Source organism: Sinorhizobium sp. NFACC03 (genome assembly GCF_900103435.1).
Lineage (GTDB): Bacteria > Pseudomonadota > Alphaproteobacteria > Rhizobiales > Rhizobiaceae > Ensifer.
Genome location: NZ_FMXF01000007.1, coordinates 38234 through 56341, shown reverse-complemented (window position 1 = coordinate 56341; position 18108 = coordinate 38234). Strand labels below are relative to the sequence as shown.

Here is an 18108-nt window from a genome sequence, read left to right as displayed (position 1 = left end):
GATCCTACTGCGTCGCGAGGTTGGCTTGAACCTTGATCACGTCGCCCGGCAACACCGGCGTGTTTTCATCGGCAGCGATCTCGGTCGGCTTGCCGTCACGCTCGCGGATGATCGAATAGGCGATGACGGCGTCTGCCGTATTGTCCTTCGATTGTGCCGCTTCCGCCGATTGCAGCAGGGCTTCGGCCATCAGGTCGCGGCTGGTGCCGAGCTTGATCTGCAGCGTGTCGAGTTCCGCTTCGGTGTTCTGGAGATCCTGCGCCAGCTGCGCATCCCAATCGTTGCGAAGATTGGTTTCGTCCTGCGCCGCCTTGCTGACATCCTGCTTTGCCTTGAGCGAGGCCGTGTCGATGTCGAGCAACGCAGATTGCAGTTCGGCGACCCGTTGCTCCAGCGAGAGCTTGCGCTGGCTGAGCGCCAGCCCTTTTTCGGCCAGGCTCTCGACCTTCTCGCGGTCTTCCGCCGCGAGTTCCATCTGGCGGTTCTGCGTTTCCGCTTTCTTTGCCAGCGACTGGATTTCGCTTTCCAGCAATGCCTTCAAGTCGGCGAGCGACTTCAGTTGCAGCTTCTGCCTCCTGTCGCGCGAGCTCATCAGGGCCGTCTCGTTTGCAAGAAGCTTGTCGATGCCGGGTACGCCCTGAAGGTCCTTCGGCAATTCGATGCCCTGCTTGTCGGCAATCTCGGCCTGAAGCCTGGCTCGCCGGATCAGCAGCCGGTTGCGCTCGGCCGTCTGCACGCTCGAATCGCCGTGAGCGTTGATATAGTCGCGGGCGAAACGTTGACCGCTTTCGGAGCGACGCAATCCGCCGCCGAGGCTTATCGCTTTCAGCACCGTCAGATTAGGTGCGAAGGGATATTCGCCAGGCTTTTCGACTTCGCCCGAAAGATAAAGCGGGCGGTATTGTGCAAGTTCGACGGAGGCGGACGGGCGATCGCGCAGACCGAACAGGGTCTGCATCTTCTCGCCGATCGCTTCTCCGACCTCGGTGGTCGTCTTGCCGGCCGCCGGCAGATCGCCGATGAACGGCAACGACAGCGCGCCGGACGGCCCGATGGTATATTCGCCAGTGACAACCGACCAATCACGCACGGCGCCTTCGGCGGTTTGCCACTCGGCGACGCGAATCTTGAGCTTGTCCATGGTGCCAAGCTGATATTCCTCGGCGCCGGCTTGAGTGGCGCCGAGGACCACCGCGGCAACCAGGACCGTGTGGTGAAGGAAACGAGACACCTTGCGGGAAATCCAGGACTTCCCTGACGGAGCGTGTTTGTTCATATGAGGTTCCCGTTAAAAGACGCCGATCCCGCGGTCGACCTATTGGTCGCGCGGGTGCGAAGGCGCTGATCCGTCAGTAGCTGCCGCGCGAGAAGCAAACGGCTGGAATCGTCTTCACGACGATGGAGAAGTCGCTCAGCAAGGACCAGTTCTGGACATAATGAGTATCGAACGCGACGCGTGCCGCGTAGGAAACATCGTTGCGTCCGCTGATCTGCCACAGGCCGGTAAGACCGGGGCGCGATTGCAGGTAGTAGACAGCAGCCTGGTCGTAGAGCTCCAACTCATCCAGCACCACCGGCCGCGGGCCGACGATGCTCATTTCACCGCGGACGATGTTGATGAGCTGCGGGAGCTCGTCGAGGCTCAGCTTGCGCAAAACGCTGCCGACGACGGTGACCCTGGGGTCATCCTGCAGCTTGCGCGTCGCGCGCCACTCCTCATAGGCCGCAGGATTGCTTCTAAGATACTCTTGCAGAATCCGATCACCGTCCGGCCGCATTGTGCGGAACTTCAGGCAACGGAAAGACTTCCCGTTATGACCGATACGGCGATGGCCATAAAAGATGCTGCCGCCGTCGGAGAACTTGACGAGCGCAACCAGCATCAAAAAGAGCGGGCTCAGAAAGACGAGCGCCAGTGAAGCGGCAAAGATATCGAAGCCTCGCTTCGAAATGCCACCCACGGGCGGGAGCGCTGCAGTCTCTGCGGCACTGAAAAACGGCGAACTGGCCGATCGGGTCGCAGACTTCATAGAGATAACTCCATTTAGGTTGGCGATTGGTCGGTCCCTCGAAAGGGAGCGCGCTTATTCAAGAAAGAGTGTGTGGTGAGAATTTGTCTTTTGAGGGCGAAATAGTGGCGGGTACCCGGTAGGCGCCCAAATGACGAATATCACTGATTTCTGATATGTAATATTTCTATCCAGCCAGCCGATATATTATGAGACGATAAAGTCTTACGTTCGGAGCTTTCGTGTATTGTATTGTTGGCGCGCAACTACGTTTCCGAAAAGCGAATATATCTTTGTATCTGTTATGTTTGCGTTCACCTGCAAGCACGTGTCTTGGCGCCGATAAAAATTGGCAGGCGTCAGTCTTTCCGATGAAATGCTGCAATGCGGCAAGATTTTGCGCCGCACGCGCGGCGGGACACCAAAAGTTAATTTCGTAACAAAAGGTGATCGCAATCGTTGCCCAAACAGCAACCAGCGGGCGGTGCGGTCACGACAAGACGCCGGATGGTGGAGGAATTGCCTTTGGATTGCCATGGAGTCGCAACGGTCGAACCGATGCGACATCGAAAAACGGCCAAATTGATTCGAATGCTCTAAACGCGACATAAAGACTTTGGAGGCACAGTGGCAGCAGGGTGCGGGCTTTTGGCGGTTGAAGCGAAAGGGCGCTGCCAATATATTGGAATCCTGAGGAGGAAAGGCCGAACTCCGATGACGACATCGACGACAGAACCGAGCGCGAGGTAGCGCTATGTACGCACCGCGCGTTCTTGTGAGCATGCTCGGCGCCTTGGCCGTGTTTGCGATCGTTACCTATTTCCTAAACGGCTCGCTGGCGTCGACGCTTATCCAGACCATTATATGCGCCGTCCTGATGCAGGTCGGCTATTTCTTCGCCGTGCTTTACCTGGTGTGGAAGAAGGCGCGGGAGAAGGAAAGACAGGCCGCCGAGATGGCGCAGTTGGCCGGCGACGACAAGTCGGCCGCCAAGACCGCGCCGCGCCGCCTCCATCGACCCGGCCATTTTAATCGCTGATCAAGGCTGGTCTCCGCGCTCGGCGGGACACACGGCGGTACTCGAGAAAATCTCAGATTTGACGCGTTTGCGACACGATCGCCCTGCATGGTTCGGCCGTTGCCACCCTGGCGACGTCGCGTGGCTGCGGCTAACCCACGAAGCGGAGCCGCGCTGAAACCGAAATACCGCAGCGCTCGCCAGGACAAGCGCTGCCCGTTAGACACGATGCTGGAGGCCCTCATGACCACAGACGTCTGCGTCATCATCGCCGCAAAGAATGCCGAAGCAACTATTGCCCGAGCCGTTGCATCGGCCCTGGCTGAACCGGAAAGCGCCGAGGTGGTGGTGATCGACGATGGCTCGACCGATGACACCGAGGCGGCAGCGCGCTCTGCCGACGATCTGAGCGGGCGCCTGACGATCGTCCGCTTCGAAAGCAATCGTGGGCCTTCGGCCGCCCGCAACCATGCCATTTCGATCAGCCGTTCACCGGTGCTTGCAATCCTCGACGCGGACGATTTCTTCCTGCCGGGTCGTCTCGGTCGGCTGCTTGCGCAAGACGATTGGGACTTTATCGCCGACAACATCGCCTTCATCGACGAGGCCGCAGCGACCGACGTCGCCCAGAAGATCGATGAGTTCCAACCGCAGCCCCGCCTACTCAGCCTGATCGACTTCGTTGAAGGCAACATCTCCCGGCGCGGCGTGAAGCGCGGCGAGATCGGGTTTTTAAAGCCGCTGATGCGCCGCCGCTTCCTGGAGGGCCACGCCATCCGCTACCGGGAAACGCTTCGATTAGGCGAGGATTACGATCTTTATCTTCGCGCGCTGGCAAAGGGCGCGCGCTACAAGGTTATCCGCAGTTGTGGTTATGCGGCCACCGTCCGCAGCAATTCATTGAGCGGCAGCCACCGCACCGAGGATCTCAAGCGCCTCTACGAGGCGGACCGGATTATCCTGGCCGCAAACACATTGGAGAGCGAGGCTGCGGCCGCCATCCGAAGGCATGAGCGGCATATCAAGGACCGTTATCAGCACCGGCACTTTCTCGATCTGAAGAGAGAACGCGGCGCGGCGGCCGCGATAGGCTACCTCCTGCGCCAACCCGATGCCGTTCCTGCGGTCACGGTCGGCATCATTGCCGACAAGACCGAGCGCTTCAAACAGCCTCACTCGGATGCTCCGGCCGCGCTCGGTGGTTCCGGAGGGTTGCGTTACCTGCTTTCCCCCGTTGCGGACGGTCGCCAATAGTCATTGAGGCCACGGCACTTTCTGGGTGCCGTGGCCGTATCGTCAGAAGTACGCGCGATGCACGGCGGCAAGAGCCTCCAGAAAACGGTCCTTGCGCTCGGCAAGTCGGCCGTCGCTGCTCAATTGCGGCGCCGCCCGGATTGCCTGCCAAAGTGCAAGCGTCGAAGGGGCGGCGAGAACCTGCTTGGCAGCGCTGCGCAAAAAGGTCTGTCTCGGCTCAGCCGCCGCCACCATCACGTTGTGATCGACGGGGCGCAGGTTCGGCACATCAGCCAGCGGCTGTGCCTCGAAGCCCATACCCCAGAAGCGCTCGCCCTTGATCATGGCTTCGGCACGGCTCGAGACCGGCACGTGGCGGGGCTGGTAGTGAACGCCGACGGTGCTTGCCCAGTCGTTCCACTTGAAGCTGTTGATGCTCTCGGACGTGGTGACGGCTACCCATGGCACGCGAAAGGCGTCTGCGAGAATGGCGCCATGCATCGATTCGGCGATGATGAGTTCGGATTGGGCAATCTCGCGGATCACGCTTTTGGCTTCACCCCGCGGGTCGATATAATGCAGGCCAACGGTACCGCAGGTAACCGGCCACATGCCGGCAATGGCGCTTTCCCAATGCGGAACGAAACTGCGTTTGTGGAGCTTCGGCAGGTTCTGAAACTCAGGCATCTCCGCGACCATCACGGCGGGATCGACGATGCCCAGTTCGGGCGCGATGCCAATCTTCCCGGCGGTCAGCGGACCTCGAACACAGCGGATATCCCATTCCTTCGGATCGCGCATGTCTGGCATGGTGCCGTAGCCGAAACCGCTGCCGATAACGAGCTTTCTGACACCGTCAGGCAAAAGTGCCCGGTTGAGCACGGTGCCGACCCCCACCAGCAGGATTTCCTCGTGAACGTCGCGGAACCCAGGCAACAGGAAATCCCAAAGCCAAAGATTTAGGTCGTCGCCAAAATTACCGTGCTGAGATTCCCAGTAATAGGGCTTCATGGGCAGTCCCTTCTTTCAAAATGCTGAATATGTCCGGATGCCGCGCCAGGCGGTCTTGTTCTTCCTCCTCGAAGGAGTGCGTCGTTCAATGCGCGCGAGAAAACTTGCCGACAGCGAGTTCCAGCGCGCTTTGCAAGAGCCTCGGATCACGCAGGACCCAACGCGCCAACAGGCGGAATTGCGGTGACTTGCGTCGCTTGAGCCGACGCGCCTGGCTCCACAGCGCCTGCCGTCGTGCCGTATGTTGATAGGACCGGATCGAGGCGATTGCCGCAGGCTTGCGTGAGAACCGGCCCTCGAGCGTTTCCAGAGCAACGAATGTGTTGAACTGCTGCTGCAGGAACTGCGGCGAATCGTTGTCGATCGAGTGAAAGATGTTGATGCCCTCGCCGCGCTCGGCGCCAGCTTCATCACAAAGCACGACGCGTTTGGCGGCAAGAATGCAGTCGCAGAAGAACAGGACGTCCTCCGCTGCCAGTCTCAGCGCCGCATCGAAGCGGACCGTCTCGAAAAGGCTGCGCCCGATTACCATGCAGGAGAGATGCAGGAAGCTCCAGTTTCTGAGCATCACATTGGTAAGGTCAGGAATTTCGACGACCAGCGGCGCTTCCTGCAGTCTGACGACGCTGTGGCTTTCCGTCAGCTGGGCTACATCAAAATGGTAATAGAACGCCTCGCCGCCGGTGATCGACGCCCAATAGCAGTCGGCGCCGAAGCGGCTCATGCTTTCATAGGCATTCTTCAAATGATCCGGGGTCCATTCATCGTCGGAATCGAGGAACGCCACGAACTCGGAATCGTCTGGAACATGGTCCAGTCCGGTGTTGCGTGCGCCGCCAGGTCCCTTGTTGGGTTGGCTTATCACGGTCAACCGCGCTCGTTCCTGCTCGCTTAACGGCTCCAACTCCTCATCTATCGAATAGGGGGAGCAATCGTCTATCACCAGAACGTGGAAGTCCTGAAACGTCTGGGCAAAGACGGAGGCAAGCGCCCGTCGAAGAATACCCGGTTCCTTCTGGTAGTACGGAATAATAACAGTCAGCTTCGCCATCTTTTTGCCCCTGCGGTTTCTCTAAAAGAGTCTTGCGTGGTCTCCTCCCACCGGGTCGCGGCCTTTCATCTAGCCCTAGTCCTTTGTCGGAAATCCTTCAAAGGCATCATAGGATGCTCGCTATGCCCTCAACCGTAAATGCCAAGTCCGTGACACGGAATGTCGGCTGGAGCGTTCTTTCAAAGACAGGTACTTTCGGGCTGAAATTTGTCACCGTGCCGATTCTTGCGCGTATCCTTACGCCGGAAGAGTTCGGGACGGTGGCCGTTGCGCTCACTGTCGTCCAGTTTCTGGCGATGATCGGCGGTGCTGGTCTCGCCTCCGCGCTCATCATTCAGCGCGACGAAGACATGGAGCTCATCCACTCCGCTTTCTGGGCAAATCTCGCGGTCGCGCTGCTGATGGCGCTTGCGCTTTTCGTCTTCGCCGATCCATTGGCAAGCCTGCTCGGGGCACCCGAAGCGGGGTACCTGCTTCGGATCATGAGCGTGCTGATCCCGCTGCAGCTTGGCGGAGACGTCGCCTACTCTCTCCTCGCCAGGCGGATGAATTTCAGCAAGGACGCGGTCTGGACCATGGTCTCCGAGACCGTCGGGGCGCTTGTTGCCGTCGGCGCAGCACTGCTTGGCTTCGGCGTTTGGTCGCTGCTGGCGCAGCTTTTCGTCTCCGCATTCATCCGCCTTGCCGGCCTCTATGCCGTATCCGGCTATGTGCCGCGGCTGTTTTTTTCCCCACGCCGCGTTCTGACGCTCAGCCGGTTCAGTTTCGGCATGATGGGGTCGGAGATTGCCAATTTCGTCACTTTCCAATCGCCGATGGTGGTGATCAGCCGGTATCTCGGCCTTTCGGACGCCGGTGCCTATTCGGCGGCAAACCGTTTCTCCAGCATTCCCAACCAGATCGTGCTTTCCGCGGTCATGGGCGTGCTCTTTCCCGCCTTCAGCCATATGGGCGAGGATCGCCAGCGGCGGTCGCAAGCGCTGATGTTGAGCACGCAGGTCACCACCGTGCTGTTGGCACCGATGATGTTTGGCCTTTGGGCTCTTGCCGAGCCGGCGATGCTCGTGCTTTTCGGCCAGCAATGGGCGGCAGCCTGGCCGGTCCTTGGTTTGCTTGCGCTGTCAAAGGGACTTTTGACGCCCTGCAGCACCTACGTCCCCTACCTGAAAGGCATCGGCCAGGGGACAGTCCTCTTCTGGTGGGCGGTCATCCGCGCTGTCGTGACGACCGCGGCTGTCGCCTACGGGGCAATGGGTGGCTCACTTGTTGAAGCGATGATTGCGCTCTGCATCGTCAACCTGGCAACGCTGCTCGGCTATTCCTGGGTCGTGTTCCGGGCCGATCGCCTGCCCTTCTTGCGCGGCTTCCTGATCTCGATCAGACCGATGATCGCGGCTTTCGCGATGGCGGTTGCCGTCAGGCTGTTGCTGGACTTCTATGGCGCGCTCATACCGAGCGCGGTTCTCCAGGTGCTGATTGGCACGGCAATCGGTGGCTTGATCTATCTCGCGCTGATGTTGCTCGTCGAGCGCCCGTTGTTGGCGAAACTCTACGGCATGATCCGCAAGCGCAACGCTTCGCCGAGCGTGCCCGCGGCGGCTGAATAACCGATTTCAGGCGCCGGAAACTGCCTCATCCTCGCCGCATTTCGGCTCGGCTCGGGGCCGTATTGGCCGTTTGTCGCGTGACAAGAGAGAAAAACAGCACAATTTTACCGCGACTTGATACACCAAACACTAGTAGAAGCATCAGCAAATAAGCGGTTGATAATATTCCGTAAATGCCCCAAGCATAGGCTTTTTTCCCGACGCCGGCGCGAAAATGGGTAAATCTTCCTAGAAATTATTGAACACCGGATGCTGCATTGCAACAAAGTGCGACCGATTCGTTTGTTGCAGCGCCATATTTTCATCCGTGCCCAGGCCTAGCCTTTAGCACAATGAATGCGGGCTCTGGTCTGCTCTGTTGAAACGGTCGTCTGGAAAATGGCGCTGGCAGATAGGGGTGACGGACATCGTGGATGTGAACGCGAACATCTCGTCGCGGATCAATCTGATGCGCATCGTGCTGATCTCCGGCATCGTCTTCGTGCATGTGCCGCATGATCCGGCGACGAGCCCGTATGTCGGCACCTATGGTGTGCTCGATTGGCTGCGCGTCTTTCTTGGCGACAGCCTTTTTCGTGTCGGCGTCCCGTGCCTCAGCGCGATCTCCGGCTATCTTCTGTTCCGGCGTGGCCTCGACAGTTTCGACTATGGCAAAACGCTCAAGACCAAGGCCAGAACCGTCCTGTTGCCCTTCCTGATTTGGAACATTGCTTTTCTCGCACTGGCCTTCGTTGCGCAAAGCAAGGGTATCAGCTTCGGCTATCTGCCCGATGTCGTGGGCGCAAGCGCACGGGAATGGTTGAACCTCGCCGTGGCGCTCCAGGATCTGCCGATCAACGTGCCGCTCTACTTCCTGCGGGATCTGCTGCTTTGCATCGTGCTGTCGCCGGTACTGGCTTGGCTGATCAAGCGTTATCCGATGCAGACGCTCGCCCTGTTGCTCGCCTATGCCGTGCTACCGCTGCCAAACGGGATTTTCCTGAAGAAGTCGATCCTCTTTGGCTTCAGCGCCGGCATATACATGAGCCTGCATCGCGTTGACGTGCGCAGTCTCGATCGCTTTTCCTGGCCGATTACCATCGCCGTCCTTGGCGCTTCGGTGCTGCTTTCGCTCGTGCTCTTTCAGTACGGACCCGACTTTCCGGTCTGGGTCGATATGCTGCGCAGTCTGACCGCCCTCTCCGGCATTCTCGGCTCCTGGGCGGTTTCCGAGTTGCTGGTCCGCACGAACGTTGGGGCATCTCTGGCGCGCGGCGGCGGGCTCAGCTTCTGGATCTTCTGTACGCACTATCCGCTGCTGGTTCTTTTCTGGATGATCTGGAACCGCGCCGGCTTCGGATATTACCCGGCCTTCTATTACACGGTTCCGTTCATCACGATCGCAATCCTTGTCGCCGCCTACGGCCTCGCCGGGCGCTGGCTTCCGAACCTGACCGCAATCCTGACCGGAAGCCGAGCGGGCGCCGCCCGGGGCGCGAAGGCGCGGCCGGCGGAACAGCGCGCCGAACTTTCACCACAGCAAAGGACCTGACCATGAGATCTTCTGGACCTCACCGCCTCGCCCTGTTGAGCCTTGTCGCCGTCGGCCTTGCCGGCCCGGCAAACGCCGGGGACACGGCAGAGGCAAAGTCCTTCATCGACGACTTCGATACCCTCGACACCGGCATCTGGTATGTCTCAGACGGCTGGAACAATGGCGCCCACCAGAACTGCACCTGGTCCAAGAAGCAGGTGAAGGTCGAGAACGGCATCGCGGAACTCTCCTTCACCGAAGGAAAGCTTGGCGAGCGCAACTACGCCTGCGGCGAGATCCAGACACGCAAGCGCTTCAGCTACGGGACCTATGAGGCCCGCATCAAGACGGCCGATGGTTCCGGGCTGAACTCGGCGTTCTTCACCTATATCGGCCCGGCCGACAAGAAGCCGCACGACGAGATCGATTTCGAAGTCCTCGGCAAGAACCCCGCAAAGGTTCAGATCAACCAGTATGTCTCTGCCAAGGGCGGCAACGAAAAGCTTGTCGACGTGCCCGGCGGCGCCAACCAGGGCTTCAACGACTACGCCTTCGTCTGGGAGAAGGAACGTATCCGCTACTACGTCAACGGCGAACTCGTCCACGAAGTGACCGATCCCGCGAAGATCCCCGCCAACCCGCAGAAGATCTTCTTCAGCCTTTGGGGAACCGACACGCTTTCGGATTGGATGGGCGCCTTCTCCTACAAGGGACCGTCGACCATGCAGGTCGACCGGATCGCGTTCACCGCGCCGGGAGACGAATGCCAGTTTGCCGAATCGGTCGCCTGCCGAACGAACTAAGCGGCGGCCAGGAACCGCATTCCTAATCGACGCGTTCAAACCGCGACGCCCAACGTTTCAAACGATGCTCAGCGACGGCCGAGCAGAGAACCGGATATTCGATATTCATGCTGCAGGTACTTTATTTCGCACAGGATCTTGCCGACCCCGCCGTTCGCCGGCGTGTCCTGATGCTCCTTGCCGGGGGTGCAAGGGTCAAGCTTGCGGGGTTCAGGCGCGACGCCAACCCGCTGGCGGCGATCGAGGGCATCGAGCCCATTGAGCTCGGGACAACGCATGACGGGCGTTTCGTTCAACGGATCGGCGCGATTGCCAAGGGCTGCCTTTCACTCAGGCAGGCGCTGCGCAATGTCGAACGCCCGGACTTGATCATCGCGCGCAATCTCGACATGCTGGCGATCGCCAGGAAGGCCGTCAGTGTGTTCGGCGGTGACGTGCCAATCGTCTACGAATGTCTCGACATTCACCGCCTGCTTCTGCGCCCCGACATCGCCGGCAAGACGTTGCGGGCGAGTGAAGCGTTCCTCGGACGTGATGCCCGGCTCCTGATCACCAGTTCTCCGGCCTTCGTCGAGCACTATTTCCGCCCACTTTCCGGCATCTCGGCGCCGACCATGATGCTGGAAAACAAAGTGCTCGAGCTCAACGAGACCATGGTGCGACCATTGGTTCCGGCAGCGTCGCCGCCAAAGGATGGGCCGTGGCGTATCGGGTGGTTCGGCGCATTGCGCTGCCGCAAATCGCTGGCGCTGCTGTCGGCCTTTTCCCGCAAAATGGAAGGACGCTTCGAGATCGTGCTGCGCGGTCGGCCGGCCTATTCGCAGTTCGATGACTTCGAGGGCTTCGTGCGCAACGAACCCTTCATGCAGTTCCACGGGCCTTACCGCAGTCCGGAAGAACTGAGCGACATCTATTCCGACGTGCACTTCACCTGGGCGATCGATTTCTTCGAGGAAGGCCAGAACTCGAAATGGTTGTTGCCGAACCGGCTCTACGAGGGCTGCCGCTTCGGCCGTGTGCCAATTGCGCTGCGCGGTACCGAGACGGCACGGTTCCTGGCCATCCGCGGCCTCGGCATGCTGCTCGACAAAGCGGAGCCGGAGGCGCTCGCCGCCCTGCTCGGCTCGATCGACCCCGAGCGCTACATTGAGGCATCCGGCCGGATCGCGACTTGCGCGGCTGATACCTGGATTTTCAGCCGCAGTGACTGCGAAAGCCTGGTCCGGCGGCTTTCGGCGGTCACGTCGGCGGCTCCGCCGCGGATCGCGCCTAACCTTTCCCCAACTCCTCAGAACGAAGGCGGATTGTCATGAGCAACAACACGCTGGCTTCGACACGAACCCTTATCGTCATTCCCTGCCTCAACGAGGCTGAGCACATCGAAGGCCTGGTTGAGGGACTGCGACCGGCAGCGGCGCGTCTCAACGGCGCCATTCTGATTGTCGACGGCGGCAGCACGGATGGCACGCGCGAGATTGCTGCGCGCCTTGCCAAGGCGCATGCCTCGGTGCTTGCTCTCGACAATCCGAAGCGCATCCAGAGCGCGGCGATCAATCTTGCCGTCGCCGAATACGGAGCGTCCTACGATTACCTGATCCGCATCGATGCTCACGGGACCTATCCAGACGATTACTGCGAGCGTCTTGTCGAAGAGGCGCTTGAGACCGGTGCGGACTCCGTCGTCGTCGCAATGCAGACGGTCGGCTTCACGCCTTTCCAGAAGGCGACGGCCTACGCCCAGAATTCCAAGCTCGGCAATGGCGGCGCCAAGCATCGGCTCGGCGCCACGAGCCACTGGGCCGATCACGGCCACCATGCGCTGATGCGGATCTCCGCCTTTCAGGCAATCGGCGGCTATGACGAAATCTTCAGCCACAACGAAGATGCGGAGTTCGACTACCGCTTCCGTCAAGCGGGCTATCGCATCTGGATGACCGACCGGACGAGCATGGTCTACTATCCGCGCGCCAAGGTCGGCCCGCTCTTTCGCCAATACTTCGCCTATGGACGGGGGCGCGCACGCAATGTCCTGAAGCACCGCGCCTGGCCGAACCTGCGGCAGCTTCTGCCGCTCGCCGTGGCACCCGTCGCCATTGGCGCTCTGCTGGCCGTCATCAACTGGCTCGCCGTCGTGCCGGTGGCACTGTGGGCCGCCGCCTGCATCGGCTACGGCATGTGGATGGCGCTCGGCCAGCGGAACCCCTATGGCCCGCTTGCAGCCCTTTCAGCCATGGTGATGCATTTCGCCTGGTCGGCCGGCTTCTGGCGCGAGCTTCTTACCGCGCGAAACCGAAAGGTGGCGCCATGACCGATCTTACCAGAAAACGGATCGATATTGCGGTCTGCACCTTCCGCCGTCCGGAACTAGCGGAAACGCTGCATTCGTTGGCGCTTATCACGGTGCCCGCCGATGTCGACATCCGCGTCATCGTTGCCGACAACGACACGACGCCGAGTGCCGAGGCGCTGGTCAACCAGATGCGCCCGACCATGCCCTTCGAGATCCTCTACGTGCATTGCCCGGCCTCGAACATCTCGATCGCCCGCAATGCCTGTCTCGACAATAGCGCCGGTCACTATCTCGCTTTCGTTGATGACGACGAGACCGTATCGAGGGCGTGGCTCCTGCAATTGCTCGACACGGCCGCTACGACCGGGGCCGATGTCGTGCTTGGCCCGGTTCGCGCCGAATACGCGTTGTCCGCGCCGAACTGGATGCGCCGCGGCGACTTTCATTCGACCCGCCCCGTATGGGTCGATGGCGAGATCCGCACAGGCTACACCTGCAACGTCCTGCTCGATCTCACCCGGCCGGTCCTTTTCGACAGACGGTTCAACCTGGCGCTCGGGCGGACTGGTGGTGAGGACACAGAATTTTTTCGCCATATGCATGCGGCCGGCGGACGTCTCGCCTATGCCCCGGAAGCATTGGTCTTCGAACCGGTTCCGGAAAAGCGCGCGCGCCTTGCCTGGCTTGCCAAGCGCCGCTTCCGTTCGGGCCAGACCCACGGGCGCCTGTTAAGCGAGCCGGGCCAACCCGGCAGGCAGTTTGTGGAAATCGCCCGAGCGATGGCCAAATCCGGCTATTGCGCTGCAGCGAGCCTGCTTCTTCTCGGATCGCCGGTCGCCCGTTCGCGCTACGCCCTGCGCGCCGTCATGCATGCGGGTGTCGTCAGTGGGCTTCTCGGCGTACGTGAACTCCAGCAGTATGGGGCCGCGACCGCCGGATGACGCTCCCAGCACCAGACGTCAGTTTTGTCGTCGCGGCCTATAACGCCGCCGACACCATCCACCGCGCCATTGAGAGCGCGCTCGCACAGGAAGAGGTCGACCTGGAAGTGATCGTCGTCGACGATTGCTCCACCGACGACACCTGTGCCGTGGTCGAAGAGATCGCGGATCCACGGGTGCGGCTGTTGCGGCTTGCGAAAAACCGTGGGCCTGGCGGAGCGCGCAATGCCGGGCTTGAAGCGGCGCGCGGCAATTGGATCGCCATTCTCGACGCGGACGATACGATCAGCCCCCGACGGCTCTCCCGCATGATCGCGCTGGCGTCGACGGCGAGCGCCCAGATTGCCGTCGACAACATCGACGTCGCGAACCTCGACGGGCGCGTCGAGCGCATGTTTCCCGAAGCCTTGCTCGAACACCACCGGGTGCTGACGCTTGCAGCCTTCATTCAATCCAATGTGCTTTTCCGCTCGACCTATAATTTTGGCTATATGAAGCCGATTTTCGAGCGCCGTTTCCTGAACGAGCATGGCCTTCGCTTCAAACAGTCCATCCGGATCGGTGAAGACTACATCCTGCTCGCATCTGCGCTCGCCCATGGCGGACGCTGCATCGTCGATCCCTCAGCCGGTTATTGCTACCACATTCGCGAAGGCTCGATCTCCCGGGTGCTCGAACTTCGCCATATCGAGGCGATGATTGCAGCCGACAAGGATTTCCTCGCAAACCACTCGATCGATGCCGAAGCGATGACAATGCAGCGTCGTCGCGACAGGAGCCTGCGCGAGGCGCATGCCTTCCTGCGCCTCGTCGATCATCTGAAATCCAGATCGTTGGTTGGGGCCGCCCAGGTGGCCTTGTCCGACCCCCGAGCGCTTCGGCACCTCAGAATGCCGATCGCCGTGCGGCTGCGCCGTTTGCTTGCGCCGCTCGCACGATTGAAGTCCGCCACACCGACGGTGGCGGCTGAACGATCCACCTCGGGCAATAGCCCTCACGTACGTAAAGGATAAAGCCATGGACCGTATCAGGACCGTCAGGAAAGCTGTGATCCCGGTCGCCGGCAATGGAACGCGGTTCCTCCCCGCGACAAAGGCGATACCCAAGGAGATGCTGACGATCGTCGATCGTCCTGTCGTGCAATATGCGGTCGATGAAGCCCGCCAGGCGGGCATCGAGCACGTCGTTTTCGTTACTAGCCGCAACAAGCAGGCAATCGAGGACCACTTCGACGACACGCCGGAACTCATCTCGTCGCTGACCCGTTCCGGCAAAAACGCCCAGATTTCCGAACTGGAGGAGATGCTGCCGCGTGCCGGCTCGGTCAGCTTTACGCGGCAGCAGGCGCCGCTCGGCCTTGGCCATGCAGTCTGGTGCGCGCGCGACGTGATCGGCGACGAGCCTTTCGCGCTGCTCCTGCCGGATATGCTGTGTCACGGCGCACGCGGCTGCATGGCCGGCCTCGTCGATCTCTATCGCCAGACCGGCGGCAACGTGGTCGGGGTCGAGCAATGCGCTCCGGAAGATGCGTCGAAATATGGCATCGTCGGCAAGGGTGACACCATTCCCCACGGTTTCGAAGTCACGAAAATGGTCGAAAAGCCGCGTGCCGGCGAAGCACCGTCGAATTTTTACCTGAACGGCCGCTACATCCTTCAGCCCGAGATTTTCGACATTCTCGCGCACCAACAACGGGGTGCCGGCAACGAAATCCAGTTGACCGACGGGATGCTGAAACTCTCGCAAAATCAAGCGTTTCACGCCCATCCCTATGAAGGGCGCACCTTCGACTGCGGTTCCAAGGAAGGCTTCATCGCCGCCAATGTCGCCTTCGCGCTCGCGCGCTCTGACCTCGGCGACGTGGTCTATGCCGCGGTCAAGGACATGGTTCTGTCTCATGAAGGCCGCATCCGCGCGGCATAAGGCTGGTTTGGCGCCTCTTATCGAGGCGCCAGCCTTCGGACCAAAAGGGAAACGGACAGAGCGACCCAATGAACCAAAGAAGTCTCCCCTTCAATAGCGTTGTGCCGAGGGAAATGGAGGAACCCGATAGGTTCATCGACCTTGACCAGCTCTTCTCGGTCATCGTTCGCCGCGCCAGGCTGGTTGGCGCGTTCGTCGTGCTGTTCATGGCACTTGGCGCGGTCTACCTCGTTTTCGCGACGTCGTTCTATACGTCGATGACGCAAATCCTGCTCGACGAGAACCTCTCGAAATACGCCGAGGAGCAAGCAACGCCACAAAACAGCCAGCTGCTCGACACCCAGATGGCAAGCGCCGTCGAGATCCTGAAGTCTGGCGAGCTCGCCTTGCGGGTCGTCGACAAGATGAAACTCGACGACAACGACACGGTCCTCAATCCGCCACGCTCGCCCCTCGGCGCCGTCAAGGACTGGCTGAGATCCGTGATCGGCGTTTTTTCGTTTGGATCCGATATTTCCGAAGAGGCGGCCCGCAATGGCCGACGTCAGAAGGCAGCCGCGCTCATCCAGCAGGGGCTGGCCGTCGAGCGCGTAAACCGAAGCTCCGTTGTTGCGCTTGCTTACCGTTCCAGCGATCCGCAGCTCGCCGCCGCTATCGTGCGCGGCTATGCGGATGCTTATCTCAACGATCAATTGAACGCTAATTTCGATGCGACGGAGCGCGCCTCCGTCTGGCTGCAGGAACGTCTTGCCGACCTCAGGCAACGCTCGCAGGTGGCTTCGCTCGAGGTGGAGAAATACCGCAGCGAGAACGGCCTGACGCTCGCTCGCGGTGAGCTGATGTCCGAACAGCAACTGGCAGATCTCAACAGCCAGCTCATCATCGCTCAAGCCGACACGGCAAGCGCGTCCGCACGGTTCAAGCAGTTCCAGGCGATCGTCGACCAAGGGCCTGAAACCGCGGTCAAGAACGCAACGATTTCCGCCAAGGAGGGCGACAACTCTGTCATCCGCGAACTGCGTACCCGTTACCTGGCCGTCAGCAAACGCGAACAGGAAGTGACGCAAAGCTTCAGCGCCGACCATCCCCAGGCAGTATCGCTGCGCAAGGAAAAGTCCGATGTCGGCCGCCAGATCTTCCAGGAACTGGAGCAACTCACCGCAAGTTACCGCAACGAATATGAGGTCGCCCGCTCGCGCGAGGCTTCGCTCAGGGAAAACATCGAAGGCACAACGGGCCGCAACTCCGATGCGAACCTGTCGCTCGTGCATCTGCGCGAACTCGAGCAGAAGTCGGCAGCGTTGAAGACCCTCTACGAGACCTACCTGAACCGGTATGAGCAGGCCTCGCAGCAGCGCTCCTTCCCGATCGCCAAGGCCCGAGTGATTTCCACGGCTGGTGTTCCGACCTCGCCCTCAAGTCCGAAGAAGACCTTGGTTCTGGCACTTTCGGCGGTGCTCGGCATGATGGCAGGCGGTGCGTTCGCAGCTTTCCAGGAGTTCCGCGAGCGGACCTTCCGGCTCGAAAGCGACGTGCGTTCAATCCTCGGACACAGGTCTTTCGGCTATGTTCCGCTGATCGGCCCGCGTCAACTGACCACGACCGACCGGGTTCGCGCGCGGTTGATGAAGGGCAGGACGCCCCAGCCGACGACACAGGCCGCAGAGCCGTTGCCGTTCGAACGGGTCAGTCGCATCGTGCTCGACGCGCCGCGATCGTCTTTCGCCGAGACCTTCCGCAACGCCAAGCTCGCCTGTGACCGGATGTTGCACGGCAACGGTTCGCGGGTGATCGGCATCGTTTCTGCCGTTCCGGACGAGGGCAAGTCGATCATCGCGGCGAACTTTGCCGCACTGCTCGCAGCGAGCGGCAAGAAGACGCTGTTGATCGACGCCGACATCCGCAAGCCGGGGCTGAGCAAGATGATCAATCCGCCGCCAAAGACCGGCCTCGTCGAGGCGCTGATCGGCGAATCTTCCTGGCCCGCCGGCATCAAGATCGACCAGAAGACAAAACTGGCAATCTTCCCGGTTGGCGGGGAAGCCGGGGCAAAGAGCGAGCCCTATGACAGCCACGAGTTGCTCGCCTCCCCGGCGATGGCCGACCTTATCGACAATGCCCGCAAATCGTTCGACTATGTGATTGTCGATCTTGCAGCACTTGCTCCGGTGGTCGATGGCAAGGCGTTTTCGCCGCTCGCCGATGGCTTCATCTACGTTGCAGAGTGGGGCCGCACGCCGTCGCGTCTCGTGCGTGATCTGCTCAACTCCGAACCGCAGATCAACGGCAAGATCCTTGGCGTGATCCTCAACAAGACGGACATGAACGAGCTGGCGAAGTACAGCGACTTCGGCGGCGCTGAGCACTATCGCCATCGTTTCGAGAAGTACTACGTCGAGAACGCCGGGACCTACCGCAAGACTGAGGCGGCCTGACCGCCCTCCCTTGCGCGTCGAGACACGAAGCCTCGGACCGGAAACGCTCCGAGGCCTCTCACTGTGGGTGGTCGCAGGCTAACAGGGCTGAGAATGCCATCCACTGTCGAGCGAAAGCCCGAAAAAGATGATTGCAGCGCCAGCGGAAAGCTATTCGGCGGACGGGTGTGGTAGCGAGGGCGATCCCAGCAACCTCAACCGTGCAAGATGGGGCGAAGACGTGGATGCAAGCAATCTGGGATCACGCACACGTTTCACGAAAGCGATTACGCCT

Annotated in this window: 15 protein-coding genes; 11 read left to right on the top strand and 4 right to left on the bottom strand. The window is 60.6% G+C overall.

The features are described from left to right. Nucleotides 1–4: 4 nt before the first annotated feature. A complete protein-coding gene (locus BLU35_RS12395; protein WP_093233217.1) occupies nucleotides 5–1276 on the bottom strand; it encodes a polysaccharide biosynthesis/export family protein in 1272 nt (423 codons plus the stop codon). Between the two features lie 73 nt (nucleotides 1277–1349). Next, a complete protein-coding gene (locus BLU35_RS12390) occupies nucleotides 1350–2030 on the bottom strand; it encodes a sugar transferase (RefSeq protein WP_093233216.1) in 681 nt (226 codons plus the stop codon). Nucleotides 2031–2763: 733 nt separating this feature from the next. On the opposite strand from BLU35_RS12390, the gene BLU35_RS12385 reads away from it, so the two are divergent. Continuing rightward, nucleotides 2764–3048 (top strand): exopolysaccharide production repressor protein, encoded by a 285-nt coding sequence (locus tag BLU35_RS12385; protein WP_093233215.1) that lies wholly within the window; start codon nucleotides 2764–2766, stop codon nucleotides 3046–3048. 222 nt (nucleotides 3049–3270) lie between these two features. Next, entirely contained in the window at nucleotides 3271–4281 is a 1011-nt protein-coding gene (locus BLU35_RS12380) for a glycosyltransferase family 2 protein (RefSeq protein WP_286161507.1), read from the top strand. Between the two features lie 42 nt (nucleotides 4282–4323). Here the strand turns inward: BLU35_RS12380 and BLU35_RS12375 are convergent, their stop codons facing one another. Together BLU35_RS12375 and BLU35_RS12370 are read right to left on the bottom strand one after the other, a co-directional pair. After that, nucleotides 4324–5271 (bottom strand): polysaccharide pyruvyl transferase family protein, encoded by a 948-nt coding sequence (locus BLU35_RS12375; protein WP_093233213.1) that lies wholly within the window; start codon nucleotides 5269–5271, stop codon nucleotides 4324–4326. An 85-nt stretch (nucleotides 5272–5356) separates the two neighbouring features. Beyond that, a complete protein-coding gene (locus tag BLU35_RS12370; RefSeq protein WP_093233212.1) occupies nucleotides 5357–6322 on the bottom strand; it encodes a glycosyltransferase family 2 protein in 966 nt (321 codons plus the stop codon). 122 nt (nucleotides 6323–6444) lie between these two features. Between BLU35_RS12370 and BLU35_RS12365 the strand changes: the two genes are divergently transcribed. The 9 genes from BLU35_RS12365 to BLU35_RS12325 all read left to right on the top strand — a co-directional run bounded on the left by BLU35_RS12365 (nucleotide 6445) and on the right by BLU35_RS12325 (nucleotide 17834). Next, complete coding sequence (locus BLU35_RS12365) at nucleotides 6445–7929, top strand: lipopolysaccharide biosynthesis protein (RefSeq protein ID WP_093233211.1); 1485 nt, start codon at nucleotides 6445–6447, stop codon at nucleotides 7927–7929. Nucleotides 7930–8377: 448 nt separating this feature from the next. Then, entirely contained in the window at nucleotides 8378–9460 is a 1083-nt protein-coding gene (locus tag BLU35_RS12360) for an acyltransferase family protein (protein ID WP_502688150.1), read from the top strand. Nucleotides 9461–9462: 2 nt separating this feature from the next. Further along, a complete protein-coding gene (exoK, locus tag BLU35_RS12355; RefSeq protein WP_065372862.1) occupies nucleotides 9463–10245 on the top strand; it encodes an endo-1,3-1,4-beta-glycanase ExoK in 783 nt (260 codons plus the stop codon). 107 nt (nucleotides 10246–10352) lie between these two features. Then, on the top strand, nucleotides 10353–11558 hold the full coding sequence (locus tag BLU35_RS12350) for a glycosyltransferase family protein (protein WP_093233210.1): 1206 nt from the start codon (nucleotides 10353–10355) through the stop codon (nucleotides 11556–11558). Further along, on the top strand, nucleotides 11555–12553 hold the full coding sequence (locus tag BLU35_RS12345) for a glycosyltransferase family 2 protein (protein ID WP_093233209.1): 999 nt from the start codon (nucleotides 11555–11557) through the stop codon (nucleotides 12551–12553). Before BLU35_RS12350 ends, BLU35_RS12345 begins: the two co-directional genes overlap by 4 nt. Beyond that, entirely contained in the window at nucleotides 12550–13476 is a 927-nt protein-coding gene (locus tag BLU35_RS12340) for a glycosyltransferase family 2 protein (RefSeq protein WP_093233208.1), read from the top strand. The genes BLU35_RS12345 and BLU35_RS12340 overlap by 4 nt, the downstream gene beginning before the upstream one ends. Continuing rightward, nucleotides 13473–14489: a glycosyltransferase family 2 protein gene (locus BLU35_RS12335; protein WP_093233207.1), complete on the top strand. Its 1017-nt coding sequence runs from the start codon at nucleotides 13473–13475 to the stop codon at nucleotides 14487–14489. Before BLU35_RS12340 ends, BLU35_RS12335 begins: the two co-directional genes overlap by 4 nt. 4 nt (nucleotides 14490–14493) lie before the next feature. Continuing rightward, nucleotides 14494–15399 (top strand): UTP--glucose-1-phosphate uridylyltransferase, encoded by a 906-nt coding sequence (locus BLU35_RS12330; protein WP_093233206.1) that lies wholly within the window; start codon nucleotides 14494–14496, stop codon nucleotides 15397–15399. 113 nt (nucleotides 15400–15512) lie between these two features. Further along, the gene (locus tag BLU35_RS12325; protein ID WP_286161505.1) at nucleotides 15513–17834 is read left to right on the top strand and encodes a polysaccharide biosynthesis tyrosine autokinase; all 2322 of its coding nucleotides are present in this window, start codon (nucleotides 15513–15515) and stop codon (nucleotides 17832–17834) included. Nucleotides 17835–18108 lie beyond the last annotated feature (274 nt).

Excerpts from the sequence above, each read along its gene's own strand:
- BLU35_RS12395 (WP_093233217.1), bottom strand. The coding sequence starts at position 1,276 with ATGAACAAACACGCTCCGTCAGGGAAGTCCTGGATTTCCCGCAAGGTG.
- BLU35_RS12390 (WP_093233216.1), bottom strand. The coding sequence starts at position 2,030 with ATGAAGTCTGCGACCCGATCGGCCAGTTCGCCGTTTTTCAGTGCCGCA.
- BLU35_RS12385 (WP_093233215.1), top strand. The coding sequence starts at position 2,764 with ATGTACGCACCGCGCGTTCTTGTGAGCATGCTCGGCGCCTTGGCCGTG.
- BLU35_RS12380 (WP_286161507.1), top strand. The coding sequence starts at position 3,271 with ATGACCACAGACGTCTGCGTCATCATCGCCGCAAAGAATGCCGAAGCA.
- BLU35_RS12375 (WP_093233213.1), bottom strand. The coding sequence starts at position 5,271 with ATGAAGCCCTATTACTGGGAATCTCAGCACGGTAATTTTGGCGACGAC.
- BLU35_RS12370 (WP_093233212.1), bottom strand. The coding sequence starts at position 6,322 with ATGGCGAAGCTGACTGTTATTATTCCGTACTACCAGAAGGAACCGGGT.
- BLU35_RS12365 (WP_093233211.1), top strand. The coding sequence starts at position 6,445 with ATGCCCTCAACCGTAAATGCCAAGTCCGTGACACGGAATGTCGGCTGG.
- BLU35_RS12360 (WP_502688150.1), top strand. The coding sequence starts at position 8,378 with ATGCGCATCGTGCTGATCTCCGGCATCGTCTTCGTGCATGTGCCGCAT.
- exoK (WP_065372862.1), top strand. The coding sequence starts at position 9,463 with ATGAGATCTTCTGGACCTCACCGCCTCGCCCTGTTGAGCCTTGTCGCC.
- BLU35_RS12350 (WP_093233210.1), top strand. The coding sequence starts at position 10,353 with ATGCTGCAGGTACTTTATTTCGCACAGGATCTTGCCGACCCCGCCGTT.
- BLU35_RS12345 (WP_093233209.1), top strand. The coding sequence starts at position 11,555 with ATGAGCAACAACACGCTGGCTTCGACACGAACCCTTATCGTCATTCCC.
- BLU35_RS12340 (WP_093233208.1), top strand. The coding sequence starts at position 12,550 with ATGACCGATCTTACCAGAAAACGGATCGATATTGCGGTCTGCACCTTC.
- BLU35_RS12335 (WP_093233207.1), top strand. The coding sequence starts at position 13,473 with ATGACGCTCCCAGCACCAGACGTCAGTTTTGTCGTCGCGGCCTATAAC.
- BLU35_RS12330 (WP_093233206.1), top strand. The coding sequence starts at position 14,494 with ATGGACCGTATCAGGACCGTCAGGAAAGCTGTGATCCCGGTCGCCGGC.
- BLU35_RS12325 (WP_286161505.1), top strand. The coding sequence starts at position 15,513 with ATGGAGGAACCCGATAGGTTCATCGACCTTGACCAGCTCTTCTCGGTC.